The following is a 23,799-nucleotide window of genomic DNA, read 5'->3' on the forward strand; positions in this document are numbered from 1 at the left end:
CTGCGGATGTTAACGACTCCGTCATATGGCTGCGTAGGGAAAATGCGGCCGCGAATTTTAGGTGTTTTAATCTCTTTCGCTCTGGCGGGGCAGGCGAACTGGGCCAATGCCGCCGATATTGAATTTAATATCGACGTGCTGGACGTAAAGGATCGCGCCAATATTGACCTGGGGCAGTTTTCTCGCGGCAATTTTATCATGCCCGGCGATTATCTCTTTGCCGTACATATCAATAAGCAAACATTACCCGATCAGCCGGTGGCGTATTACCCGCCGGATAACGACGCCAAAGGCAGTGAGGCCTGTATTACGCCGCAGTTGGTGGATCAGTTGGGATTGAAAGAGAACGCGTTGCAAAAGCTGACCTGGTGGCACCAAAAACAGTGTCTGGATCCCCGCAGCCTGGAGGGGATGGAAGTGCGTGGCGATTTAGGCGCTGCGGCACTGTATCTGAGCATTCCGCAGGCCTATCTGGAATATACCGCGGAAAATTGGGATCCGCCTTCGCGCTGGGATAACGGCATTCCCGGCTTGCTGTTCGATTACAACCTGAATGCGCAAAGCCAGCGCCAGCAAAAGCAGGGCACGCAGAGCTATAACCTCAGCGGTAACGGCACGCTGGGGGGCAACCTTGGCGCCTGGCGGCTGCGCGCCGACTGGCAATCGCGGCTGGAGCATCAGGGCGGCTCCGGTGAGCCGACCCGCACCAGTTGGGACTGGAGCCGCTATTACGCCTATCGTGCGCTGCCGAAGCTTGGCGCGCGGCTGACGATGGGGGAGGACTACCTGAACTCCAACATTTTCGACAGCTTCCGCTTTGCCGGCGCCAGTCTGGTGACCGACGACAACATGTTGCCTCCCAACCTGCGCGGCTATGCGCCGGAGGTCACCGGCGTGGCGCGCAGCAATGCCAAAGTGATTATTCGCCAGCAGGGGCGCGTGTTGTATGAGACCCAGGTGGCGGCGGGGCCGTTTCGCATTCAGGACATTAACGATGCGGTCAGCGGCCAGCTGGACGTGCGGGTGGAAGAACAGGACGGCAGCGTGCAGGAATTCCAAATGGACACTGCCAGCATCCCGTACCTGACCCGTCCTGGATCGGTGCGCTACAAGCTGGCGGCCGGCCGGCCGGCGGACTGGCAGCATCACAGCAACGGGCCGATGTTCGGTACCGGCGAGTTCTCTTGGGGGGTAAGCAACGGCTGGTCACTGTACGGCGGCGGCGTGGCCGGCGGTGATTACAACGCGTTGGCGCTGGGGGTGGGGCGCGACCTGATGATGTTTGGCGCTCTGTCGTTCGATGCCACTCAGTCGCGCGCCCGCTTGCCGCAGCAGGGCACTTTGAGTGGCGGTTCGTACCGGTTGAGCTATTCCAAGCGCTTCGACGACTACGACAGCCAGGTAACCTTCGCCGGCTACCGTTTCTCGGAACGTAACTATATGTCGATGAGCGAGTACCTCGATGCTCGTACGTACGGCACGCGCCATAACAGCAGCAAGGAGATGTACACCATCACCTTTAACCAGCAGTTTCGGGACCTGGGGTTGAGTGCCTATCTCAACTACAACCACCAGACCTACTGGGACCGGCCGGCGAATGACCGTTACAACCTGACGCTGTCGCGCTATTTCGATCTAGGGCGCTTCCGTAATGTCAGCCTGTCGCTGACCGGCTATCGCAACAAATATAACGGCACCAACGACGACGGCATGTATCTGTCGCTGTCGCTGCCGTGGGGCAGCAACGGCTCGTTGAGCTACAGCGGCAGCTACAACCGCAACGACAGCAGCCATCAGGTAGGTTATTACGACCGGCTTAACGAACGTGACACCTATCAGCTGAGCGCAGGCGCCGCGCGCAGCGGCGCCACCGCCAGCGGCTACTACAGCCACCAGGGCGATCTCAGCCAGCTGAACGCCAGCGCCAGTTACCAGGCCGGGCAGTACAGCTCGCTGGGGCTGTCGCTGCAGGGCGGCATGACCGCCACGCTGAAAGGGGCGGCGTTGCATCGCAGCAGCGTAAGTGGCGGTACCCGCATGTTGCTGGATACCGACGGCGTGCCGGGTATCCCGATCCGCGGCTACAGCGCGCCGACTCTGAGCAATGCCTTTGGCAAGGCGGTGGTGGTGGATGTGGGCAGCTATTACCGCAACCAGTTCAGCATCGATCTGAATACGTTACCGGAAAACGCCGAGGTCAGCCAGACGGTGGCGCAGGCCACGCTGACCGAAGGCGCCATCGGCTACCGCCACTTCGAGGTGATCGCCGGTGAGAAGGCGATGGCGGTGGTGCGGCTGGCGGATGGCAGCGCGCCGCCGTTTGGCGCCACGGTGCGCAATGGCAAGAGGCAAGAGGTAGGCATCGTCAACGACAATGGCGAAGTGTACCTGAGCGGTATCAACCCCGGCGAAGCGATGAGCGTGGAATGGGGCGGCGCGGAGCAGTGCGGTTTTAACCTGCCGCAGACGTTAACGCCGAGCCAGATGGCCAACCTGTTACTGCCTTGCGGCCCGGTGGCCGCCAGCAAGACATAAATCCTTTTTGAAGAGTAGAGAGCAATGAAAACCAAGCATGCAATAACCGTTATCACGAGCGGCCTGATCGGGGTGCTGTGCGCCCAGCAGGCCTTCGCTGCCATCGCGCTGGACAGAACCCGGGTGATTTTCAGCGGCGGTGACAAATCGGTCAGTATGACGATCAGTAATGAAAATAAGCAGTTGCCGTATCTGGCGCAGGGGTGGATTGAGGACGCCAGCGGCAAAAAGATCGGCAGCCCGCTGACGGTGCTACCGCCGGTACAGAGGCTAGAGCCGGGCGCCAAGAGCCAGGTGAAGGTGCAGGGGCTACCGGCGGCTAATACGCTGCCGCAGGATCGTGAAACGCTGTTCTATTTCAATCTGCGCGAGATCCCTCCGAAGAGCGACAAGCCGAATACGTTGCAGCTGGCGCTGCAAACCCGGATCAAATTGTTCTACCGGCCGAAGGCGATTGCGGTAACTAACCCGGAAACTACTGCGCCGTGGCAGGAGAAGCTGACGCTGACCAAACAGGGCGATAGCTATCAGGTGAATAATCCGACGCCATACTATGTCACGTTGGTTGACGCCGGCAGCAAAAAGGGTATCAGCGCGCCGGGCTTTGAGCCGCTGATGGTGCCACCTAAGGGCAGCGCGCCGTTGAAGATCGCCGCCTCTGTGCTGGGCAACGCGCCGGTGTTGACTTATATCAACGACTACGGCGGGCGTCCGCAATTGGCCTTTAACTGTAGCGGGGCAAGCTGCCAGGCAGTGGCGGGCGGCAAATAAGCGTAATCAAAGCAGCAGGCGGACGAACGATGCAAACAAGAGCCCGATGGTTGAACGGCGGCGATTATCATCGCCACGAATGGATGTATGCCCTGGTAATTGCGGCGGCGGTGCTGATGGTGCCGCTGTGCCTGTGCGTGATGTTATGGCTGCTGCCGTCGGCAATGGCCGCGGACAACTGGCGGGTGGAAGGCGCGCACGGTGTGCTGCATGTGCGTGGTGAGCTGACGGAAAGCGCCTGCCGGCTGGAGATGGCTTCCGCTTATCAGGAGGTGCGGCTGGGCAATATCGGCACGGCGCAGCTGGTGCAGGCGGGCGACCGCGGTGCGCCGGTGAGCCTGCAACTCAGGTTGCACGATTGCCTGCGCACGCCCGCTGCCAATCGCGACGAACACAGCGGCAACCTGCTATGGAACGCACAGCAACCGGCGGTGGCGGTCCGCTTTATCGCGCCGGCGGATGCCGACAACCCGCAGTTGGTAAAAGTGCGCGGCGCTTCCGGCCTGGCGCTGCGCATCACCGACGATCGCGGCAGGGACATCCGCCTCGGCAGCCGCGGCGCACCGCTGGCGCTGACGGAAGGACAGAATACGCTGAATTATACCGTAGCGCCGGAGCGCACCCGTGCGCCATTAATGCCCGGCGCCTATGCGGCGGTGGTGGATTTTCAGCTCAGCTATGACTAAGGGAGTGAGCATGAAGGCGACGGTTAGACGGTTTTTAGCCGTCTGCGGATTAGCGGTATTGGCGTTGTTCGGGCCGCAGGCGCAGGCGGGTTACAGCAACATCAGGGTGACGGTGACCATTGTAGGGCCGCCGCCCTGCGTGATTAACAACAATAACCTGATCGAAGTGAACTTCGGTAACGACGTGATGACTACCCGCATCGACGGCAGTTACAAAAAGCAGCCAGTGAGCTACTCGGTGGAGTGTAAAAATGCGCCCTCCAATGCGATGAAGGTTCAGATTCAGGGTAACGGCGCCGGCTTTGATGGCGAGGTGCTACGAACCGACAAGGAGGGCCTGGGCATCGCGCTGCTGCGTAACGGCAATCCGCAGCCGATCAACAGCTGGATCAACTTTACCTATCCAAACCTGCCGCAGTTTGAGGCGGTGCCGGTGAAACAGGCCGGAGCGACCCTGAGCGGCGGTAAGTTTACCGCCGGGGCGACCATGAAGGTGGAATACCAGTGAAAGGGGCAGAGGCAATGGCAGGCTATGGCGGTATGTTGTTGTTGATGGCGCTGAGCGGCGCCGCAGGAGCGGCGGACAACATGAGTTTTTCCGGCACTCTAATCGAGCCGCCGCCGTGTACCATCAACGACGGTGGCGAGGTGGAGGTTGATTTCGGCAACCGGGTCGGCGTGACCAAGGTAGATGGCGTTAACTATCTGCAGCCGGTGAACTACCGGGTCAGTTGCACACCGAGTGCCGGCGCCTGGGGTATGACGCTGGAGGTGGTCGGCACGCCGGCGGATTACGACGAGGCGGCGATCGCGAGCAACGTAGAGGATTTGGCGGTGCGTCTGCTGCAAAACGGCAAGCGGCTTATCCTCAATCAACCGATCGCCGTCAGGCTGGATGCGTTGCCAACGCTAGAGGCGGTGCCGGTCAAGCGGCCGGGGGCGACGTTGAGGGAAGGGGCGTTTGAGGCTACCGCTACGCTGCTGGCGGTATACCAATGAGGCGGAGAATCAGCATGGCTGGCAAAGCGGTTAGCTGTGCCGCAGCGGTGTGGCTGCTGTGCGGGCAGCCGGGTATGGCGGCTGAGAACATGCGCCTGCACGGCGCATTGGTGGCGGAGCCGTGCGTGATCCCGCCGGGGGATGAAACGGTGGAACTGGATTTCGACACGGTGATCGACAAATACCTGTACCTGAACACCCGCACGCCCGGTCAGGCATTTGAGCTGCACCTGGCGCAGTGCGATCTTAGCCTGGGCAAAACGGTGAAGGTGACCTTCAGCGGCACGGAAAGCGCCGTGTTGCCGGGGTTGTTGGCGCTGAGCGGTGCCAGCCAGGCTAGCGGTATCGCCATCGGCATGGAAACCCCACAAGGGGAGCCGCTGCCGATTAACCAGCCGGGCAAGGCGCAGCCGTTGGCGAGTGGGACTAATCGGTTAGTGGCGCTGGCTTACGTGCAGGGCGAGCCGCAGGCGCTGGCGCATAAGGCTATCGAGCGTGGGCCGTTCAGCGCGGTGGCGACCTTTAGTCTGGAGTATGAATAACCGCGTGGCGGCATGGCAAGCAGCCTGGCGCTGGCTGTGCCAACGTCGCCGCCATGCACCGCCTAATGCGGATATCTGGCATCTGCGTTTTCACTGGGCGCAGCAGAGCGAACGCCTCTGGCAGCAACTGCAAAACGGGCATTACCGGCTGGCGCCGATGCAGGTGTTGCGGCGTGGTGGTCGCAGTTGGGTGCAGTGGTGCGCGCAAGATGCACTGATATTGAAGTGGGCCGCGCTGCTGGCAGAGCCGCTGCTGCCAAAACCGGCTCGTTGCCTGCACTTGCGCGGGCATGGCGGTAGTGTGGTTTCGGTGGCTGAAGTACGAGATGCCCTGGCCAGCGGAGAATATGCCTTTGTCTACCGAACGGACATTCGCGGTTACTACCGGCATATCCGTAAGCATCAGGTGATCAATCAGCTGAAATGGCAGGTGGCCGACCCGGTGCTGTTCGATGTGATGCAGCAATACGTGCATTACAGCGTCGAAGACGGCGGTGAGTTTTATACCCCGCCAAGCGGCATTTGCCGAGGTTGTGCGCTGAGTCCGCTGATTGGCGGCAGCTTATTGCACCATGTGGACAGTTTTTTTAACGCTAAGGAGGGCGTGTGGTATACGCGCTATATGGATGACTTTTTGTTGTTTACCCGCACCCGCTGGCAACTGCGGCGCAGCGTTAAGCGGCTGTACGAATTTTTTAACCTGGGGGGCTTTGAAGTTCACCCTGATAAAACACAATTGGGAAGGATTGCACAGGGTTTTGACTGGTTGGGAGTGTGGTTTACCCCCAAGGGGACCACCATAGCGCCAAGAGCGCTGGAAAATCACCGTGAGCGACGCGCGCGACTTTACGAGCAGGCTTGCAGGCAGAAGCTGTCATCGGCAGAGATTGAGTTGCGGGTGCGAACGTACGAGGCACGGTGGACATTATGGGCAGAGCGTATTCTGGGTCATCCATTGGATGATATTTAACGATCTCTGCCAAATAAATTAAACTCTGAGACTAAATTCAATGAAAAGGTTTTCGCTATGCACCGTAAGAACACTACCGTTCGTGATTTGTATCCTGGGATTCGGCTTTATGGGGCCGTGCTATGCCAATCTCTTCGTTAGCATCGTATCCGAAGCGGTCCTGGGTTGGCAGCCATACAGGGCAACCGCCGCAGGGGATGAAAACGACGGAAGGAGAAACCCATGTTACGGGCGGGCCGGGTGCCGCCTGTTTTTCTATACTCTCGATGAGAACGGACTCCCCGGTGGATATCCTAGCGCAGAGAGCTACGACAAAAGTGGCTGGTCTACTCCTCGTCCAGAGGCAGAATACACCACGGTCGGGGAATGGTGGCGGGACGTGCGTGACAAAACACGTATCGTAGATATTCCTATGGCTGGCACCGGCCCGTTTGACCCGACGATCTGCACTGCCGTGGCCGGGCGATTAGGGGGAGAAATGCTGGTTGGGTCGATCATCTCTAACTGCGCGAGATCGCACATGCCCGAACCAACGTGTGCCATATATCCAACTGACCTCCATGTTGACCTGACCACCCCGTCGGGAACCAATATTCAAGGTCGTAACATCCCGGATGTGACCGTAGAGTGTACTCGTGATACTACGATAAGTATAGTGACAACTAACAACGAGCGAATCCCCCTGAACGGTAACTCCACTGAGGTTGTGATCCTGGATTGGGGGATGGGCTGGGGGAAACCGGGATGGTACAACATGGAGCGCAATCGGCAACGGACTCTACCTCTACGCGTGAAAACTGCAGGACTGCAGGGCGCAACCCCTGGTGTTAAAAAAGGGAGTGCGGTTGTAACCGTCAGCTTCCCGTGACTCAAACCCCGTGTGGCCCCCGTGGCACCCCGAACTTAGGATTAGAACCCACCTAATGCTTTTGTCTACCGGGCGAACCACCGCGGTTATTCCGGCACCTTGGATCAGCTCCGGGTCATCAATCAAGTGAGACGGCAGGTGCTCGACCCGGTGCTGGTCGATGCGATGCGCAAGACGTCCAGTACATTATTGTCAAAGACGGCGGCGAGTTTATACCCCCGTCAAACCAAACGGCTTCTCCCGAGGGTTTGTCTCTGCCCTTGCTGATTGGCAATTGTGGCGTAGCGTTAAGCGGCTGCATGAATTTTTTGACGTGGACAGGTTTTTGACTGGCAAGGAGCATGGTCTACCTCCCTGGAATCTTAAATCGCCACGAGTTTAACAGACACCTCAGAGTCATTTAAGATGGCTTAAAGAGAGGTGCCCATGAGCGGTAAGTATTATCCCGAAGAGTTTAAAATTGAAGCGGTAAAACAGGTTGTTGATCGCGACCAATCTGTTTCCAGCGTGGCAACACGTCTCGGTCTCACCACCCGCCGTCTTTATGCCTGGATAAAGGTAAATGTCCCAGATTCCCCAACCAATAAAGTCCAGTCGGACGCTCAGGCTGAGATCCGACGCCTCCGGAAGGGACTGAAGCAGGTTACGACGAACGGGATATATTAAACAAAGCCGCGGCGTCCTTCGCAAAGAAGACCGACTGAGGTACGCCTTGATTCTGTGACAATAACCATTACTGGCCTGTTCGCCTGCTCTGTCGGATGCTGGATGTGCATCCGGGTGGATTTTGCGCCTGGCTTCAGCAGCCGGATTCACGGCGGCATCATGATAACCTGCAGCCGACGGGGCAGATAATGCAGTTCTGGCTGAAGTCGGGTTGTGTTTATGGTTATCGCAAGATCCACCTTGACCTGCGGGATACCGGACAACTGTGCGGAGTTATTCCCGCTTCGCGGCAGACATCCTTGACGGTACGTTCGGGTTCGACAGACTTCAGAACGGTAATGTCCTGGTGATTGGCAAATCGGGCTTTGCACATGGCGATCTCCTCAAGGGATATCATCAGTATGTCGAAGAACTTTAAAAATGAATAGTTCGTTTTACCGGGATACTTACAAATACAGGAGCTAATTTATTAAATATAAACCAGGTCTAATGATATCTTAATCGATAAACGTAAAGGCTCCGTTTTGAATGTCTACTATATATAATCTTGTTGAGAGAAAGTTTGCGAGCATGCTGTGATAGGGATGGTGGTTTATTTCCTTTGTGTCGAAATAACGTCAAGTCGTAATGTCTGGAATAGCAATGCTCTGGACTTACACTCATGAATTTCCCTCACTGGCAACGGGGGATATTCACTAAGCTGTCAGTTAATGTCTATTAACATCTCTTGATGGCCACATTGGCACACTTTGAATAGGGGGAGGGAAATAGTTTATTGTTTTTACTATAGGAGAAGTTTCTTAACTGCATGCGCCAGAGGGGGTATGGCAGTATTCTGAGCCTTAATAACTCATAATCACAGGTTTATATTTTGATTTATTCATGTTTCAATGTTTATTTTGTTGACGAAAAAAAGGGGGGGTATGATGGTGGCCCTATAGCAGTAATGATGATGGGTGTTCTAAATTGTTTTTTTTACGTGGGTTTCTATCCAGCATTTTTCGGTATTTCTATCGATAAAATTCAATTGGCTAATGTCAGGTAAAACAGGTGGTTGCTTAGCCATTCGGATGTATATTGTTGTGTTCCTCGTCTTCTGAATTTTTATTCTCCTGTCAATGACTCGAGTGTCACTCACTATGCGTAATACTATACGCTTATGAAAAGGATGTTAATTATATGAAATTACGGCATCTCTCTTGTTTCTCTCTGGCATCATACGCTCTGATGTCATCTTCGTGCCTAAGTTATACCCTGAAGGATCTACAACAATTACCGACGTCTGGCGGCAACAATATTTCAAATGTGGTGCTCTACTCCCGTGACCAGTCCACGATATATATCCGTAGCCTCGAATATGGGGGAAGATTTTTTTACAACCCGGGGGGGACTACAGCCAGTAGCAGCAGCGTCTCTGTGCGGCTGGAGCATATATCTTCTACCAACACTGGCAAACGTTGGGGAACAGATTTTCCCTGCTTTCCGACAGAAGGGCCGGGAGATCTCGATGCTGCGATACGGCAACACATTAACGCCTATGTCCTGAATGTTCCATTACCCTATATGGGAGTTGGCCAAACGTGGGGAAATGGGCTTTCGATAAATATTAAGCTGTGCAAGTCTGCATATGGCTGGGTAAGTGCCTCCTATTCAGGAACGCCTCAAACTGCAAATATCCAATGTAATCTGTTGGGGCCTACTGAAATCACGCTGACGCAAGCAATTCCGGTCATTGATGCCCCCTATGGATTATCGTGCGTTGGAGCGGGAATGACAAACGTGCGTTTGTCGGTCGTTGGGGCGTCGATGGTTTACCCCACACCCGGCCTCAGCCTATGGACCCAGCCTCCGGCAAAGCCGATCCTGGGTGTTGCCGGCGTGTCTATGCCTTTGGTTATCCGCTTCGGGATGGATACCCCACTTCCAACCGTTCCGGCTGGCAAATACCAAAGTACCTTCGTTTACGTGGTGGAGTATCTCTGATTATCCAGGCTCCATGCCACTACGGTATCGTTGCACGGTACCCTGCGGGTTGCGAGGTGCAGCTGGAACAGATTGCTATAGTGGCTAATATCCTATTGATTATCCACTGACTCATCCGCCGGAAGCTAAGTTGGTCAATGTGATACGGTTATTGCCCTCTATATCGAACATTAAGTTGTTATCTATTGATTTTTCTATGTTATTTTATTTTTATGCTGGAGGGCACATTGCTTCGTGGAAAAAATAAATTATTGCTTGAATAGTGCAGAAAAAATCAGGGGGGAAGCCATAAAACAGATGGATGCACTGAATGATAAGGTGATTTATTGCTTATCTTGGTTTTAAATTCTGAATTATTCGGTTTTTTATATTTATTTTGCTGCCTTTAATTAACCATTCTTATCATAAAACCATGAGTTGATATGCCATCAGGCTCTGTTTCTTCAAAGAACATGCCGAAATCGGCAGGAGATAATAATGCTACCTCTGTTAGAGCATGATCCCGCATTCCTATGCCGCCACCGGCATGCGCGCAATCTCGGTTTGGATAGTGTGGCCCGTTCAGCGGTGGTATCGGTATCAGCTGCGGATAACTATTTTGCCCGAGGTTTGCAGGCGGTGGTTGCCGATATTGTGCGTATGTCAGGCAGAGCGCTGAGCGTGCCTGTGCGGGTGATCTACCGGCGTGGCATGGTTTGCGTTGTGATGGAAAGAAGAGCATCACAAATAAAAGGAGTCGTGGCGCCCTGGCGGGTGCTGCCCGTGTGGGCGTCGCTGGAACAGGCGCGCCGCGTGTTGTCGGCGTTACTGGAAATGCCAGAAATATCCGCAACTCAGAACGTCCCTAATGAGCCGCACACTAGCCCGGTGGCGTTTACATGGCGGGAACAGCGGGTGTTGCAGCTGCTGCGCAAAGGGCGCTCGCAAACTGAAGCGGGCATCATATTGGGCCTCAGCGTAAAAACGGTAAATGCTTATAAACAACGAGCCTTGCGCAAGCTGGGGCTGAAGAATAACCGACAGCTGCAATATTGGTTGCTGGAGAATTTATCAGAATAAAATAGATTGGCAATATTCTAAAGCAATAACAAATTAGTAACGTAACTTCTTTCTTATTTCATCCAGGGGCTGATATTAAGCCTTAGCGTGTGTATCGCATTTTCGTTACGCGCGTTAGTCGCGGCTGGTCATATTAGGCCGCAGGTTTTTGGACGTTCGGCATTGTAGATGCCGATGTGAATAAAACCACTGGAGATAGCGTGATGAAAACAGGGAGAAAGCGGATTAGCCCATTGGCATTGAGCCTTTGCGGCGTGTTATGGGCCTGTGCGCAGGGAGCGTTGGCGCTGGAATGCCATCTGGACAGTGAAAACGGCATCACGGAGGAAACGGAAAACATCGGTGCACTAACCGTAGCCGCCGATCTGCCGGTGGGCAGCCGGCTATGGACCTCGCGAACCATGACCCGCAGCGTGGTGTGCTGGGCGACCGGCAGCACGAAGGAGGAGTGGGTCTATTTTTATGGCAATCCGGTGGGCGATGTGGTGCGCCCCGGCATTGGCATGGGGCTGATTTATAACGATGCGGATCTTGGCATCGTCAAGGCCGGCAGCAAGGTGCAAACCGATATGTGGCGACTGAATAACAAACCGGAAAAGGGCCTGGTGAAATATCAGGTCTACCTGGAGAAAACGGGCGAAATCAAGGAGGGTGGGAACGACTCGGTGGCGGTGTTTCAGCTGGACGGTTGGCGCGGGATTAACTCTACGCCAGGTAAAAACTATCGATATATTTTGCAGGGATTGGGGGCGATCAAAGTCTCAACTTGCTCCGTGACGATCGATGCACCGCGGGAAATTGATTTTGGTGTTATTACCTCCATTGCTGCTCCGGGAGTGATTGGCACCCGCGATCTTACCGTCACCGCAACCAAGAGCCCTGCCTGTCACGCAGGCAGCAAGCTGGGCGTCGCCTTAATATTTTCTGCTCCGGGCGGCGGTGTGGTGGAGAACAATACCGCATTAGATATGGGCAACGGCACCTATTTCAGCATCCGGGAAAAAGGCGTGAAGGTTGCCTTCGAGACCCCCGTGAGTTTTTGGGACAATGTGCAAAGCGGCAATCAATTTCAGGCCACTTATAAAACCGAGCTCAACGTAAAAAATACGCTGCAGATGGGGGCAGCGAGTAAAAGCATCATACTGAACGTCAACTATCGCTAGCTATATCAACACTCTCATGGCGCGATATGGCGCCATGAGGCATCAACTCGCTCTATTTTTTGGCGGTACAACTATGCTGTTTGAGCGTATATTTTTCATATTTATATTTCTGCTGTTTATTCCGGCGGTAATTTATATTCCCCAGGCTAGCGGATTGGGGCTGGCGCTACCGCTTAATTTGCTGGTCTGTAGCGGCGCCGCTCTGTTGATGGCGGTATGCTGGGGGGCTGTATCGCTGCGTTGCATGGTGATAACCCCCCTCTGCCGTACAATGTTGCTCGCAGGTCTGCTGTTGGCGCTGCCGATGTTTTTTGCTCAGGCTGAGTGGCGAAACGCCGCCATCTGGCGGTTGGCCGGCATAGTGGCAGGGATGATGTTCTATTTCACCTGGCTGCAGGTGTGCATGACCGCGCGGCAACGTTATGCCGTGCTGTATTTGATCCTTTTTGCGGCAACGGCGCAGGCGATGGTTGTCTTGTCGCAACTGTTTGCTTTATCGAACGTGCAAGGCGCCTTCGGTATTCTTCAACAGCCCGATTTGCTGGCCAGCTTGTTCGCCACCGGTCTGGCGCTGGCGCTAATGGCGTTTTTGCTGCCAGGATTTCGCCTGCCGCAGGCCCGTGCCGAAGGTTGGCGTCGCCGGGCTTTGGCCGCGATGTTGGCGTTGCTCTCAATGGCGCTGGTATGGGTGCAATCCGGCATCGGTTGGTTGGCGGGAGGGGTTGTGTTGGGGGGCTTTGTCCTGCTCCTGCGGCGGCGTTATCCGCGGGATGTTGTCACGGTTTCCTCATGGGTGAGCTGCTCCGCGCTGGTGGCGGTAGTGATATTGCTTATAAGCAATGAGTCCGGAGGTATGCTGCATTATGCCAGTTATGAGGGCGTAGATGACGATCGCAGCAGCCAGCTGGCGATGATTACCAAAAAGCCGCTGTTCAGCTGGGGCTATGGCGGGTTTGAATACGGCTTCCAGCCTGTTCGTGAAGATCAAACTCCACCGAGGAGAGCGGCCGAGATTGTTCGTCATCCCCCGGGCGAGCCGGTCCTGTGGAGAGCAGAAGGCGGTGTGGCGGCGTTGCTGGGCGTGGGGATGCTGGCGTGGGCAGGTTTGAAGCTGGTTACCCGCGCTCGCTGGCGCGACCGATGGGCCTTCGCAAGCAGTAAGGAAACGGCGGGGGAGGCGCTGGCTCTGTGTCTGGCGCTACTGCCGATGGCGCTGAATATCCTAACTAAAAGTCCATTTCACCTTTCGGCGCTGCATGGATTGGTGTTTTTGATGTTGCTGGCTATGCTCGATCGCCTGGTCTGCCCCCGTCTGGCGCGTGGCGCGTTGCTGCGGCATTGGCGTTGGCCGATGTTGGCGCTTTCTTTGGCTATCCTGTCTGTCATGGCGGCAGAATATATGTGAAATGCCAAGGTTGGCTGGGTAAGGGAGCAGGGTAAAAAAGCTTTGAAGTAATAGCTTTAGCAATAATGTGGCAGTGATTTATCTATAAAGCTTCACTCAATTATCATATCTGTAGCCTAAGTGAGCTGTAACAGAACGACGGCGGTTCCCCACATTGGCACCGGTTTCTGTCCGTAGAGCTAAACCATTTAGTTACAGATGAATAGCAGTGCACAGGTAAATGTTCATAGCTAAGTTCATATTAAATTGAAACAAAAGGAAAAGTTATAAGTTGTGAATAGGGTGCACAGTTTCTCTGTAAATCTTTTTTATGCTCCTCATCAACTCGTAAGACAGCCGGGAGTTAGGCTATTGGCCTTAAGACGATGTTAGTGTGTATCTTTGAGTGTAAGTTGGTTTTTTGTTTTTTTTAAAATCATTATGAATCAATGTGGTAGTTTCGTTTTTTGACTCCTATTATCGGCACCATTCTCTCTTCCTGTTATCGGCACCACCTCACTTTTTAACTTTCCCTTTCGTACACTCCGTCACCGACTCTGCCGCAAAGCTAAAGCCTATTAATCCGGCGCATGATGCAATACCTGGGCTTGCGTGCCATAAATCGCACAACACACAAACGTCGTAAACGGGAATATGCGTTGCTACGTTGGGACCTCACCGTCTTTTTCTTATCTGAGAAGAAAGGCATTAACGCGATTAATTCATTTAAACAAGTGAGGTTGTTATGTGTGAAGATTTAATTTCAAGAACGAAGTGTTTTGTCTTTAATGGTCAAAGATACAGAGTCTTTATCTCTCATCGCAGGGGGATTGGCGGTAATTTGAACCCGCTGTATCTTTTGGATGCTAACTCCCAGTTTTCGGTCGTGACGGAACGTAACAACAGAAAACGCGATGGGGATATTCTTTATGTCGGCATTGGCTATCAAGACGGGGTGGATGTCTTGAAGGCAAGAACCCGCGATTATACGGTTCCCTCAGGAGAGAAAGAGTTTGCGGAAGGGGGCGGAGCGGCAGCGTTTTATCAGTTTATTGCCGCATGCGTTAAACCATGGGTCGAAGCGCATTATCCTGTCAACGTAGATCGGCAAACGCTGGCAGGCCATTCGCACGGTGGTCATTTTGTGTTGTATACCCTGTTTAATCATCCTGATGCATTTCAAAATTATTTAGCGGCCAGTCCATCCATTTGGTGGGGCAATGGGGCGTTGATTCCTGACGGCAAGTTAGCCATTGATGAACATGTCAATCAGGTCACGCTGATGGTGGGAGAGTATGAAGAAAAGCTTCATCCCCAAAGTAATGAAACAGAGAAAATGCAGATCCTTAGAATGAACGCCACGCCTACGCTGCGAGCCAGAAATTTGGCGGAGAAGTTGATCGGTAATGAACAGCGCTGTAGCTTTGTTTTTTGCACCGGACGGCGCCACCCCGGCGTTATTAAGGATTATGCACAGGTGGCAAACCTGATCGCTGGGCATCGTCCACAATATGACGGGCTTTAGAATAGACATAGCGTTATTCAAGATCGATTTTATTGCTGTTAGTCCGGGCTGACGCTGCGAATCCTATCAATGCGAGTCACCTAGATTGTCAGTGGGAAGTCACCAGGGAAAATAAAATAGTCGACAAGGATATGGCCCCCTAGGGGCAACACGCTTAGCGCGGCGTCAACGGTTGGCATGATAGTCATGAATACATGCACATTATCCACTTTAAAAACAACAAGATATTAAAGTGTTGAGCCTTCGCCGCAGGAATATTCCTTCTCCTGCCGTACGTCTTTTGCTTGCCTTTCCCCGGTTAAACAACCGTTTAATTAATCACTGTTATAATTACCCCTGTTGAGCCTTGATGGGTGAATGTTTCTTCCTCAAGCATTGCGATGCGGCGCTCTGTGGAGCGGCATCCGTTTTTGGACATGCCGGTGGTTCGGTGAGAAGTTAGGAGAAGTGCACTATGAGCAGAAAAGACAAGCTCGCGGCGGCCCTGCTGGCCATCTTCCTGGGTGGGCTGGGCATTCACAAGTTTTACTTAGGGATGAAGTGGTGGGGGCTGTTCTACCTGCTGTTCTGCTGGACGGGGATCCCGGCGATTGTCGGCTTTATCGAAGGTATTATTTATCTGTTCCAGTCGGAAGAGAAATTCAACCAGAAATACAATCCTGGTCTGATTTAATGCTTTTTCTGGCGGCGCTTCCTGTTAAGGGAAGCGCCGTTTTTCATTCCGTTACTGTTTCTTCATCATCATCTTGCCGCGCATTTCTTTGCTCATCATTTTATTCGAGCTGGAAATCACGCAGTTATATTGCTTGCCTTGGTTAATGATCATAAAGGTGCTGACCGGATCTTTAAAATTCTTGTCGATGGTGAAATAAATATACGCCTGTGGCAGCGCCGCCGGTTTAAAGGCGCCGAAGGCATACACATCCGCCAGGCCCAGCGCGGAGAGATCGACCGTCAGCTCCATCGGTTTCATGGAATCCGGCGATGGGAACATCGACTTGGCCGACATCATCATGGTGCTGCTGTTGATGATGTAATCGGTTTTGACCTTCATGCCCATATATTTCGATTCCGGCATGGAAAGTTCTTTTTTGCAGGCGGCGTCATGCTGCGGCGCCGGGCTGCCATTTTCCATCACGGCGTGCACGTGTTCCAGCATCACCGCCGCGCTGCCGGTGGTAGGCTGCGCATCGGCCGCGTAAGCCACGCCGCTGAAGGCGGCCACAGAGGTAAGGATAATGCCTGTAACGATTTTCATTGTCGCTCTCCGGAATGCTAATAATGATATTAATTGCGGTGTGTAGCCTATTGGCTTGATAAAACGCAAAGTTACCCCTTTCCATGGAGATAAAGCCTCCTCGGAATATTGTCGATAAAATATTTCCTCGCCCGTTAAAAAACGGACTTTTTTAATTGCTGTCAGTGTCTTTGCTTGTGTCCAACTGCATATAAATAGTATGTCTAAACATAGTCAATGTTTGGAATATGCACAAATTATTGCAGTTTTTTTCCGCTTTCCTTTTCCGGTTTTTAACAAGGGGTAAATATTATATTGATATACAGGTAGTTATCTTTTTACGTTAAAAGCACTCTATGAAGCGTTATTTATGTGATCTTCATAGTCACAGAAATAACTCTGAAATTATTATCTTTCTATTTAACGGCTAATTATTCATGGCATAGGCTTCAACCCCTTATGTTTCCTGCGCTAGAATCAGGCGGCCGCTCTCTGTTGAAACAAGGATATCGTCATGGCCGCCTGGGCCCTTTTGATCGTCGGTTGGTTGCTGATTTGGCGGGATTACCCGATTCTCGGCGCGCTGTGCATCGCGCTGTTTGCCCTGCTGCAGTGGACGAAATACGCCGCTAAAGGCGCGCAACAACCCGAGGGGCAGGCCGCCGAGTGGCGCAAGACCGACTGGCGTTCGCAACCGATTGAGGTAGCGCACGTCGATGACAGCGACCGGCAGATCGGCGGCGTAGGGGAGCTGGGCATGGGCGGCCCCAACTTTTGGACGCTGCTGCTGCGCGACGGAGCGGTGGTGCATGGCGCCTGTGCGGCGCCGCAGGACGTGGACGGTGGCAAGCTGCGCCTGATTCCGACCCGCAGCCGCGAGGGTGAGGGGCTGACGGTATACGAACCTGCCGCCCGGGCGATGTACGCGCTGCCTGCGCTGACCGATCGCGAACAGGAAGCCTTGGCCGCCGGTGCCGCCGAGGCGCTGGCGCGGCTGCGGGCGAGATGTCGGCAGGTGGAGGCTACGCCATTGCATCCGGTGCGTGGCCTGTGGGTGCCGCAGTGGGTGGAGGATCCGGCGGATCGTCTGGAGATCGCCTTGCCCAGCGGCCGCACGCTGGCGGCGCGTTCGCGGTTACCGGCGGATCTGCGCCAGGCGGACGATCCCGCCGCGCTGCTGCACGCGCCGCCTTATGAGCTATTGCTGGATAACAGGCCGACCGATCTCTTGGTACGCGATCTCGAACGCGTGGCGGAATCCCCGACGGGCGACGGCTTGAGCGTCGGCGGCTGCCAGTTCCGCGGCGAGCAGATCGTCGACGGTCTGTACCATCTGTATTTTGCCGGCGAGTGGTTCAGCCTACTCTCTTACGCGCATAAACCGGCGGGCGGGCGCGGGGCGGACACCACCTTTTTCGTCGAGCGGGTAGAGCCGCAGGATGGCGGGGTGTTCGTGATTGAATGGGATGCCTACAGCGTGGGGCCGGACGGGCGCGAGCCGCGCGTGGCGGCTCCGCCGGTTCTGGTTGTCGCGGTGAGCTGGCAGGACGCGCCGCTGCAGCTGCCCACGGCCAATAACCGCGTGACCGTGCGCCTGCCCAACGCCACGGCATGATGCTTAAGGCAGCACCCTGACTTCGCCGTTCTGCAGGGTCAGCACGGCGATCGGGCTGCCGGAGAAGCATTCCCTGAACGTCCAACCGCTGGGTCGAAACGCCGCCGCTGGCAGCCCGGCTTGCCACTCCTCCCACTGCACGGCCGGCCGATCCGGCGGCAAAAAGAAGGTGACCAGCCAACCGGCTTCGCAGCGTACCGTTTGGCCGCTCGGGCGGGTAAAGGTATGCGCGCTCGCCAGCTCCATCACCGGCGGTGAAACCTCGAAGGCGACGATCGGCACGCCGGCCACGTTTTGCGGCTGAGGGAAGCGCACTGCGGTGACACCGTTCATCGTAACGGGGCTGTTTTCGCTGCCGGGCAGGCGCGGATCCTGCCGGTTTACCCAGCTTCCTTTTGGCAGCGCGATCTCACCAAACGGCCTGGCCTCGTCGAGCGTCAGGTAGCTGCGTTGGTTCCAACGATCTTCAGCCCGTTGGCTCTTGATATCCTGGATGAGGGTGCCGATCAGCGCCAGCATGCATGCCACCGGGTACACCGCCAGCGCCGAGGCGAGCAGATAGCCGCCCCAGGAGAGCGGCGGACGCGGGCGGCCGCAGCGGGCGGCGACGTAGCGCCAGCCCCACCAGGCGATCAGGATGCCGGCGAGCAGCAAGGCCAACAACAGCGCCAACAGCCCCGCGACGCCGGCGCCATAACCTAACAGCATGGCAAGTTCCTCATGTTCACGGCGTGGTGGCGCGGTAGCGAACGAAGTAAGGCAGCGCCGGGGTATCCCGGGCGTCGTCGTAGTGGCTTTCCGGTTCGACCACGGTCTGGCGTGCGTCGTCGCGCCCGTTGTAGCGGTACTCCAACGGTTGCCGGTAGCGCACGTCGGATGAACGCAGATCGAAAATCAGCGAGAGACGCGCATCGCCGTTATCCGTTTGGGCAACCAGCTTGTCGTTGCCCGCCCACAGCTGATACAGCGATTTATCGCCATTTTCCAGCAGTGCCGTCAGCTGCCCATCGGGCTGATAGCGCAGGAGCTGATACAGCCCTCTGTCCAGCGTCTGCGCGATCAGGTAGATGCCGCCATCCGGGGCCTGCGCGCTTTCGTTCACGCGCACCAGTAGCCAATGCCATTCAGTCATCTCGCCGGTTTTGCCGTTAACGGCGATGTGCAACGCGCCGGATCCGAGCACCGGGTTCATCCAGAACAGCACGCGATCGCCATCAACGGCGGTAAAGATCTCGGGCATGGATTTGCGAGCAGCTTTGCCGAAACGCGTCGATGACTCTTCCTCGCCGCGCTCAAAGCCCAGCAGCTGCCGCTCGTCCAGCAGCGCCGGCAGATTCAGCGTCTGTCGCCAATGGGCGCCGAAGTCCGGGCTGTAGAAAATGCCCTCGGTGCTGATGAAATACAGCGCGCGTTTTCCCGGCAGCGCCACCAGTTTGCCGCCGATCAAGGACGGGAGATTGTCATCGCCTTCCGCCCAGGGGAGCAGCGGCCCGATGGTGCCCCGCTGCACATCGACCAGCCGGCGCCCCTTGGACAGAAAAAGCACGCACTCTTGCGCGCTGCAAACCGCATCGTGGATCGATTCGTCGAGCTCCCCCAGCATTTGCAATCCCTTTGGGCCGACGAACAGCACCTGGCTGAGGTAGTTGGCCGCCCAGCCGTAAAAGCTGTTGTAGGCGCTGGTCTCACTTCTTTTGCTGGTGAGCAGCAGAGCGCCGTCCTGTGCCGGGTAGCTGTGGATGAGATCGTAGCGGGCTATCGTCGGCAACGCCTCGTCGCCCTGGGTCCATTGCCACTGTGCGTAGCGTTGCTCAGGGGCGAGGAAATAAAAGCCCAGCGCGCTGGCCAAAAACAGCGTCAGGATGAGAAGAGGTCTTTTATAAAGCGCTAACGTCATCATTTCAGCTCCGTCACCTGTTCCTGCCGCCATAGCCTGCGGCGCAGAGTGCGCAGGTATTTGAACGTCTTAAACGTGCGGTGCTGGTCAAAAGCGTAGAGGCGGCAGATCTGGGCGAAGCCCTCGATCAGCAGCGCCAGGCCGCTGACCATCAGCATCATCAGCAGCAGAATCGGCGGCAACTCGCTGCCGAGGCGCTTCAGGGTCCAGGCATCCAGGTGAAAGCCGGCTGGGGTATCGGCGTTATCCCACACTATCAGGGCGAGCATAATGCACATCATGATCGCGCCGAGAATGAAGACGGCGCGTGCGCACAGGTTAAGGCCGGCTTCGGTGAAGTAGCGATTGCCGCCGATGAGATAGGTCTGGCGGTCGCGGTGATTGATGATTCCACGCACCTTGGGCAACTCGGGAATGACGTCGTTCTCGCAGTACAACACCTGCAGCGGGTCGCCTTTGGCAATGAAAAGCGGATGTTGCCGACGAAATACCGGATGCAGTTTGGTATTGGGGACGTTGAGCGCGCGGGTCGTCAACGCGAAGTGCGTATCCTTCTGACGCCACGCATAAGTGTCCAAATACTGTACCTGCCGCGGGAGCTCATATTGGCAGAGTTCGTAGCTCAGGGCGTTGACCGTCTCGATGCCGGAGGCCTCGACGCCGTTCGGAAGGGGAGGCGCAGTCTGTAGCGGTGCGGTCGCCGGCACGGTGTCTGCGCGGGCGGCCCGGTATTTGATGCCGGGGATTTTCAGGCTGAGTGAGCCGGGCGGCGTGACGTCTTGCCCCAGCAGCACGCGATCCAGCGCCCTGAGCAGGCGCCTGCGGCCGCGGTGCCCGATCAGCAGAAGCTCTGAACCGACGAACAACACCATGCCAACACCGATAAGGCCGGCGATGATGGCGATAAAGAACAGGACGATGGTCAGCCAGGAGTCTTCCCGGTCCATGATGAAAAAGCCCGCCGGGAAACCGCCGGCCAGCACGATGCCCAGCAACAGCAGGGCAAAGTATTTCAGCTTGTATTTCAGCGTTCTGTCGGGCTCCAGCCGGCCTTTCGTGCCGTGCAACAGCCAGTGCAGCCAGTAGCTGCCGTCCCGCAGGCGGTGAGCGCCGATCTTCACCCGATCGCCGGCGGCGAGCGTGGCCAGCAGGTTTTCACTGTCGCTGAAGTCGTCGCGATAAAAAAAGAACGTTTGGCCGGAAGCGATAAGCCTCACCAGGTTGTCGGGCGCCGTCTGTTGGCAGGCGCATTGCTCGACGGTCACATGAAAAAATTGGGTTTGCATGTCATTCCCTGTCAGCGGGCGTGGCCCGAAAATTCATCCCTGGCGCCGGGTATTCAGCGCTTTTTCATCAACGGCAGCATGCGCACCAGCGCATTGTCCTTGACGATGTAGTGGTGGAACAGCGCGGCGGCGGCATGCAGGCCGATCAGCCAGTAGCCGAATGACGCCAGCGTTTTGTGCCAGCCGATAATCATCCGCGCCTGCGGCCGATCGGCCACCTCGGCGAACGGCATCGGCAGGCCGAACAGGTACCACTCTTTGCCGCCCAGATAGCGCGAATACACTCCCAGTACCGGTAGCGTCAACAGCAGCAGGTAAATCAGGGTATGCGTCAGATGCGCCAGGCCGGTTTGCCACTTCGGCGGCTTGGGCGTGATAGCGGGAGTGGCGTGACGCCAGCGCAGGAACAGGCGGGCGATCGTCAGCGCAAACACCGTCACGCCGCAGCTGAAGTGGGTGACGACCAGCACGTACCACGGCGCACTGCCCGGCTCGGCAAAGCCCCGCAGCTCGATGGCGGCGCAGGTGATGACCAGCAGGATCGCCACCAGCCAGTGCAGGCGGATTTGCCACGGCATGTAGGTGTTTGGCACCGGGTTACCTTCTGATGTTAAAGGGTCTGTGCGCCGATGGTAACGAAATGTTACAGGCGAGGAAAGCGCCTGCATGCAGTTTAAGCAAAATGCCAGGGGGATAGGCTTATTAAGCTATGAATTTAGTGGGTTAAGTGCCTGGCGTCAGGGGAGGCAGTTAGCATCGTAAGTTGTGAAGTTAATGCGCGGTAGGTTCAGAGGCTGGCAGCTTATTAAGCGATGAGGCGGGTGGCGCCGCAGCCCCGCTGCGGCGCCCTGGGGTCAGTTTAATTTCGCCTTGGCGAAATCGCTGCCGTTCACGTCCACCACATAGCCGCTCAGGTTGCTGCGGGTGGCGTAGAACACCTTGCCGGTGGCCAGCGGCAGCCACGGTGCCTGTTTGGCGAAGATCACCTGCGCCTGTTGATACAGCTTGGCGCGCGCCTGCGGCTGGTTCTCCTGGATCGCCTGCTGGATCAGTTTGTCGTAATCCTTATCGCACCAGCGCGCCACGTTGGCGCCGCTCTGCACGCCGGCGCAGCCGAGCAGGGTGGCGAAGTTATCCGGATCGCCGTTGTCCGACACCCAGCCGTAAAGCGCGCTCTGCTGTTCACCTTTGCGCAGCCCGGCCAGATACTGGCCCCACTCCCAGGTGACGATCTTGGCCTTCACGCCCACCTTTGCCCAGTCGCTCTGAATCATCTCGGCGATGCGCTTCGAGTTCGGGTTGTAGGGGCGCTGTACCGGCATCGACCAGATGTCGGTCTCAAAGCCCTGCTCCAGCCCGGCCTGCTTCAGCAGCTCGCGCGCCTTCTGCGGATCGTAGGCGTACTCCGGCAGTTTATCGTTGTAGCCCAGCATGCCCGGCGGCAGCAGCGAATTGGCCGGGGTGCCGCTGTCTTTGAACACGGCGGCGACGATCGCTTTCTTGTCTACCGCGTAGCTCAGCGCCTGGCGCACCAGCAGGTTGTCGAACGGTTTTTTCTGGGTGTTGAACGCCAGATAGCCGACGTTCAGCCCGGTAATATCGTGCAGCTGCAGGTTGCTGTCGGCCTTAATGGCGGCGAATTGCTCCGGCAGCGGTGCCGGGATGATCTGGCACTCGTTGGTTTTCAGCTTGGCCAGCCGGGTTTGCGGATCCGGCGTAATGGAGAAGATCAGGTGCTTGCTGGCCACTTCGCCCTGCCAGTAGTGCGGGTTGGCGATGTAGCGGATCAGCGAATCCTGTTTGTACTGCTGCAGCGCGAACGGCCCGGTGCCGATCGGCCAGTTGTCGACGTATTCCGGCGTGCCCTTTTTCAACATGGCGTCGGCGTACTCGGCGGACAGGATCGAGGCGAAATCCATCGCCCAATCGGCGACGAAGGCGGCGTTGGGCTGGCTCAGCGTGAAGCGCACGTGATGCTCGTCCACCGCTTCCACCTTGGTGATCAGTTTATCCAGCCCCATGTCGGTGAAGTATTCATAGTTGCCGCCGGAAACCTTGTGGTAGGGGTTAGCGGGATCCTTCTGCCGCATCACGGTGAACACCACGTCTTCGGCATTGAAGTCGCGCGTTGGGGTGAAGTATTTGTTGCTGTTGAATTTCACCCCCTGGCGCAGGGTGAAGGTATAGGTCTTGCCGTCCGGGCTGACACTCCACTCGGTGGCCAGCGAAGGAGCGGGCGTTTTATCGCTTTCACGCAGCGTTACCAACCGGTTGTACAGCACCTGTGAGGTGGCGATAAAGGTCGGCCCGGAGCTGGAAAGCTGTGGGTTGAATGATTCCGGCGAGGCGACGGTGCAGTACACCAGCGCATCGGAAGCGGCCAGCGCGCCGCCCGCCGACAACAGGCCGCAGCCGGCCAGCGCCAATCCGGCGATAGGGTGTTTTAAAAACGTCAAGGCAAGATCCTCAGGTGGAATGGGCCGTTACCGGCGAATTGATTTAACTATAGATAACGGATGGCGAGACGGGGAACAAGCCTCTCATCTGCGCATTCTGTGCGCCCCGCATTGCTTGCCTTTACGGCGTAGATCTACACTGCGGGACAATCACTCA

Annotated in this window: 20 protein-coding genes and 2 pseudogenes; 15 read left to right on the forward strand and 7 right to left on the reverse strand. The window is 56.2% G+C overall.

The features are described from left to right. Positions 1-6 precede the first annotated feature (6 nt). The 8 genes and pseudogenes from AC6BYQ_RS10150 to AC6BYQ_RS10185 form a co-directional block, all read left to right on the forward strand. Positions 7-2,535: an outer membrane usher protein gene (locus tag AC6BYQ_RS10150; protein ID WP_498056818.1), complete on the forward strand. Its 2,529-nt coding sequence runs from the start codon at positions 7-9 to the stop codon at positions 2,533-2,535. A gap of 24 nt (positions 2,536-2,559) precedes the next feature. Then, the gene (locus tag AC6BYQ_RS10155; protein ID WP_498056819.1) at positions 2,560-3,306 is read left to right on the forward strand and encodes a fimbria/pilus periplasmic chaperone; all 747 of its coding nucleotides are present in this window, start codon (positions 2,560-2,562) and stop codon (positions 3,304-3,306) included. Between the two features lie 29 nt (positions 3,307-3,335). Next, positions 3,336-3,992: a fimbrial protein gene (locus AC6BYQ_RS10160; protein ID WP_498056820.1), complete on the forward strand. Its 657-nt coding sequence runs from the start codon at positions 3,336-3,338 to the stop codon at positions 3,990-3,992. A gap of 10 nt (positions 3,993-4,002) precedes the next feature. Further along, positions 4,003-4,500, forward strand: a complete 498-nt coding sequence (locus AC6BYQ_RS10165) for a fimbrial protein (RefSeq protein ID WP_498056821.1) — start codon at positions 4,003-4,005, stop codon at positions 4,498-4,500. Positions 4,501-4,514: 14 nt separating this feature from the next. Then, a complete protein-coding gene (locus AC6BYQ_RS10170; protein ID WP_498056822.1) occupies positions 4,515-4,991 on the forward strand; it encodes a fimbrial protein in 477 nt (158 codons plus the stop codon). Between the two features lie 14 nt (positions 4,992-5,005). After that, the gene (locus tag AC6BYQ_RS10175; RefSeq protein WP_498056823.1) at positions 5,006-5,533 is read left to right on the forward strand and encodes a fimbrial protein; all 528 of its coding nucleotides are present in this window, start codon (positions 5,006-5,008) and stop codon (positions 5,531-5,533) included. Next, on the forward strand, positions 5,526-6,503 hold the full coding sequence (locus AC6BYQ_RS10180) for a reverse transcriptase domain-containing protein (RefSeq protein ID WP_498056824.1): 978 nt from the start codon (positions 5,526-5,528) through the stop codon (positions 6,501-6,503). The genes AC6BYQ_RS10175 and AC6BYQ_RS10180 overlap by 8 nt, the downstream gene beginning before the upstream one ends. A 1,288-nt stretch (positions 6,504-7,791) precedes the next feature. Beyond that, positions 7,792-8,312, forward strand: a pseudogene (locus AC6BYQ_RS10185) (transposase); the annotation flags it as partial. Here the strand turns inward: AC6BYQ_RS10185 and AC6BYQ_RS10190 are convergent. After that, a pseudogene (locus AC6BYQ_RS10190) lies at positions 8,309-8,410 on the reverse strand (transposase); the annotation flags it as partial. The pseudogenes AC6BYQ_RS10185 and AC6BYQ_RS10190 sit on opposite strands and share 4 nt — an antisense overlap. 806 nt (positions 8,411-9,216) lie before the next feature. On the opposite strand from AC6BYQ_RS10190, the gene AC6BYQ_RS10195 reads away from it, so the two are divergent. From AC6BYQ_RS10195 to AC6BYQ_RS10220, 6 genes are all read left to right on the forward strand, one after another. Then, a complete protein-coding gene (locus AC6BYQ_RS10195; RefSeq protein ID WP_166729610.1) occupies positions 9,217-10,020 on the forward strand; it encodes a hypothetical protein in 804 nt (267 codons plus the stop codon). Between the two features lie 477 nt (positions 10,021-10,497). Next, the gene (locus AC6BYQ_RS10200; protein WP_498056825.1) at positions 10,498-11,079 is read left to right on the forward strand and encodes a helix-turn-helix transcriptional regulator; all 582 of its coding nucleotides are present in this window, start codon (positions 10,498-10,500) and stop codon (positions 11,077-11,079) included. A 176-nt stretch (positions 11,080-11,255) separates the two neighbouring features. Continuing rightward, the gene (locus AC6BYQ_RS10205; protein ID WP_156785395.1) at positions 11,256-12,242 is read left to right on the forward strand and encodes a fimbrial protein; all 987 of its coding nucleotides are present in this window, start codon (positions 11,256-11,258) and stop codon (positions 12,240-12,242) included. Positions 12,243-12,315: 73 nt separating this feature from the next. Further along, positions 12,316-13,647, forward strand: a complete 1,332-nt coding sequence (locus tag AC6BYQ_RS10210; protein WP_498056826.1) for an O-antigen ligase family protein — start codon at positions 12,316-12,318, stop codon at positions 13,645-13,647. Between the two features lie 724 nt (positions 13,648-14,371). Beyond that, a complete protein-coding gene (locus AC6BYQ_RS10215) occupies positions 14,372-15,151 on the forward strand; it encodes an alpha/beta hydrolase (RefSeq protein ID WP_498056827.1) in 780 nt (259 codons plus the stop codon). A 454-nt stretch (positions 15,152-15,605) separates the two neighbouring features. Next, positions 15,606-15,824: a TM2 domain-containing protein gene (locus AC6BYQ_RS10220; RefSeq protein ID WP_015376761.1), complete on the forward strand. Its 219-nt coding sequence runs from the start codon at positions 15,606-15,608 to the stop codon at positions 15,822-15,824. Between the two features lie 51 nt (positions 15,825-15,875). Here the strand turns inward: AC6BYQ_RS10220 and AC6BYQ_RS10225 are convergent, their stop codons facing one another. Continuing rightward, the gene (locus AC6BYQ_RS10225) at positions 15,876-16,409 is read right to left on the reverse strand and encodes a hypothetical protein (protein WP_498056828.1); all 534 of its coding nucleotides are present in this window, start codon (positions 16,407-16,409) and stop codon (positions 15,876-15,878) included. A gap of 493 nt (positions 16,410-16,902) precedes the next feature. Here AC6BYQ_RS10225 and AC6BYQ_RS10230 point away from each other — a divergent pair, with 493 nt between their 5' ends. Then, positions 16,903-18,003, forward strand: a complete 1,101-nt coding sequence (locus tag AC6BYQ_RS10230) for a hypothetical protein (protein ID WP_498056829.1) — start codon at positions 16,903-16,905, stop codon at positions 18,001-18,003. Positions 18,004-18,006: 3 nt separating this feature from the next. Here the strand turns inward: AC6BYQ_RS10230 and AC6BYQ_RS10235 are convergent, their stop codons facing one another. The 5 genes from AC6BYQ_RS10235 to AC6BYQ_RS10255 form a co-directional block, all read right to left on the reverse strand. After that, positions 18,007-18,711 carry a hypothetical protein gene (locus tag AC6BYQ_RS10235; protein ID WP_154747787.1) on the reverse strand — a complete coding sequence of 235 codons (705 nt, stop codon included), beginning with the start codon at positions 18,709-18,711 and terminating at the stop codon, positions 18,007-18,009. 16 nt (positions 18,712-18,727) lie between these two features. Next, positions 18,728-19,903 carry a hypothetical protein gene (locus AC6BYQ_RS10240; protein WP_019454285.1) on the reverse strand — a complete coding sequence of 392 codons (1,176 nt, stop codon included), beginning with the start codon at positions 19,901-19,903 and terminating at the stop codon, positions 18,728-18,730. After that, entirely contained in the window at positions 19,900-21,186 is a 1,287-nt protein-coding gene (locus AC6BYQ_RS10245; protein ID WP_498056830.1) for a hypothetical protein, read from the reverse strand. The genes AC6BYQ_RS10240 and AC6BYQ_RS10245 overlap by 4 nt, the downstream gene beginning before the upstream one ends. A 53-nt stretch (positions 21,187-21,239) precedes the next feature. Beyond that, on the reverse strand, positions 21,240-21,764 hold the full coding sequence (gene cybB / locus AC6BYQ_RS10250; protein WP_498056903.1) for a cytochrome b561: 525 nt from the start codon (positions 21,762-21,764) through the stop codon (positions 21,240-21,242). A gap of 276 nt (positions 21,765-22,040) precedes the next feature. Next, positions 22,041-23,642: an ABC transporter substrate-binding protein gene (locus tag AC6BYQ_RS10255; RefSeq protein WP_019454282.1), complete on the reverse strand. Its 1,602-nt coding sequence runs from the start codon at positions 23,640-23,642 to the stop codon at positions 22,041-22,043. Positions 23,643-23,799: the final 157 nt, after the last annotated feature.

Source organism: Serratia sp. LTN-2 (assembly GCF_059740205.1).

Excerpts from the sequence above, each read along its gene's own strand:
- AC6BYQ_RS10230 (WP_498056829.1), top strand. The coding sequence starts at position 16,903 with ATGGCCGCCTGGGCCCTTTTGATCGTCGGTTGGTTGCTGATTTGGCGG.
- AC6BYQ_RS10170 (WP_498056822.1), top strand. The coding sequence starts at position 4,515 with ATGGCAGGCTATGGCGGTATGTTGTTGTTGATGGCGCTGAGCGGCGCC.
- AC6BYQ_RS10155 (WP_498056819.1), top strand. The coding sequence starts at position 2,560 with ATGAAAACCAAGCATGCAATAACCGTTATCACGAGCGGCCTGATCGGG.
- AC6BYQ_RS10180 (WP_498056824.1), top strand. The coding sequence starts at position 5,526 with ATGAATAACCGCGTGGCGGCATGGCAAGCAGCCTGGCGCTGGCTGTGC.
- AC6BYQ_RS10210 (WP_498056826.1), top strand. The coding sequence starts at position 12,316 with ATGCTGTTTGAGCGTATATTTTTCATATTTATATTTCTGCTGTTTATT.
- AC6BYQ_RS10245 (WP_498056830.1), bottom strand. The coding sequence starts at position 21,186 with ATGCAAACCCAATTTTTTCATGTGACCGTCGAGCAATGCGCCTGCCAA.
- AC6BYQ_RS10175 (WP_498056823.1), top strand. The coding sequence starts at position 5,006 with ATGGCTGGCAAAGCGGTTAGCTGTGCCGCAGCGGTGTGGCTGCTGTGC.
- AC6BYQ_RS10195 (WP_166729610.1), top strand. The coding sequence starts at position 9,217 with ATGAAATTACGGCATCTCTCTTGTTTCTCTCTGGCATCATACGCTCTG.
- AC6BYQ_RS10165 (WP_498056821.1), top strand. The coding sequence starts at position 4,003 with ATGAAGGCGACGGTTAGACGGTTTTTAGCCGTCTGCGGATTAGCGGTA.
- AC6BYQ_RS10240 (WP_019454285.1), bottom strand. The coding sequence starts at position 19,903 with ATGATGACGTTAGCGCTTTATAAAAGACCTCTTCTCATCCTGACGCTG.
- AC6BYQ_RS10215 (WP_498056827.1), top strand. The coding sequence starts at position 14,372 with ATGTGTGAAGATTTAATTTCAAGAACGAAGTGTTTTGTCTTTAATGGT.
- AC6BYQ_RS10220 (WP_015376761.1), top strand. The coding sequence starts at position 15,606 with ATGAGCAGAAAAGACAAGCTCGCGGCGGCCCTGCTGGCCATCTTCCTG.
- AC6BYQ_RS10150 (WP_498056818.1), top strand. The coding sequence starts at position 7 with ATGTTAACGACTCCGTCATATGGCTGCGTAGGGAAAATGCGGCCGCGA.
- AC6BYQ_RS10225 (WP_498056828.1), bottom strand. The coding sequence starts at position 16,409 with ATGAAAATCGTTACAGGCATTATCCTTACCTCTGTGGCCGCCTTCAGC.
- AC6BYQ_RS10160 (WP_498056820.1), top strand. The coding sequence starts at position 3,336 with ATGCAAACAAGAGCCCGATGGTTGAACGGCGGCGATTATCATCGCCAC.
- cybB (WP_498056903.1), bottom strand. The coding sequence starts at position 21,764 with ATGCCGTGGCAAATCCGCCTGCACTGGCTGGTGGCGATCCTGCTGGTC.
- AC6BYQ_RS10235 (WP_154747787.1), bottom strand. The coding sequence starts at position 18,711 with ATGCTGTTAGGTTATGGCGCCGGCGTCGCGGGGCTGTTGGCGCTGTTG.
- AC6BYQ_RS10200 (WP_498056825.1), top strand. The coding sequence starts at position 10,498 with ATGCTACCTCTGTTAGAGCATGATCCCGCATTCCTATGCCGCCACCGG.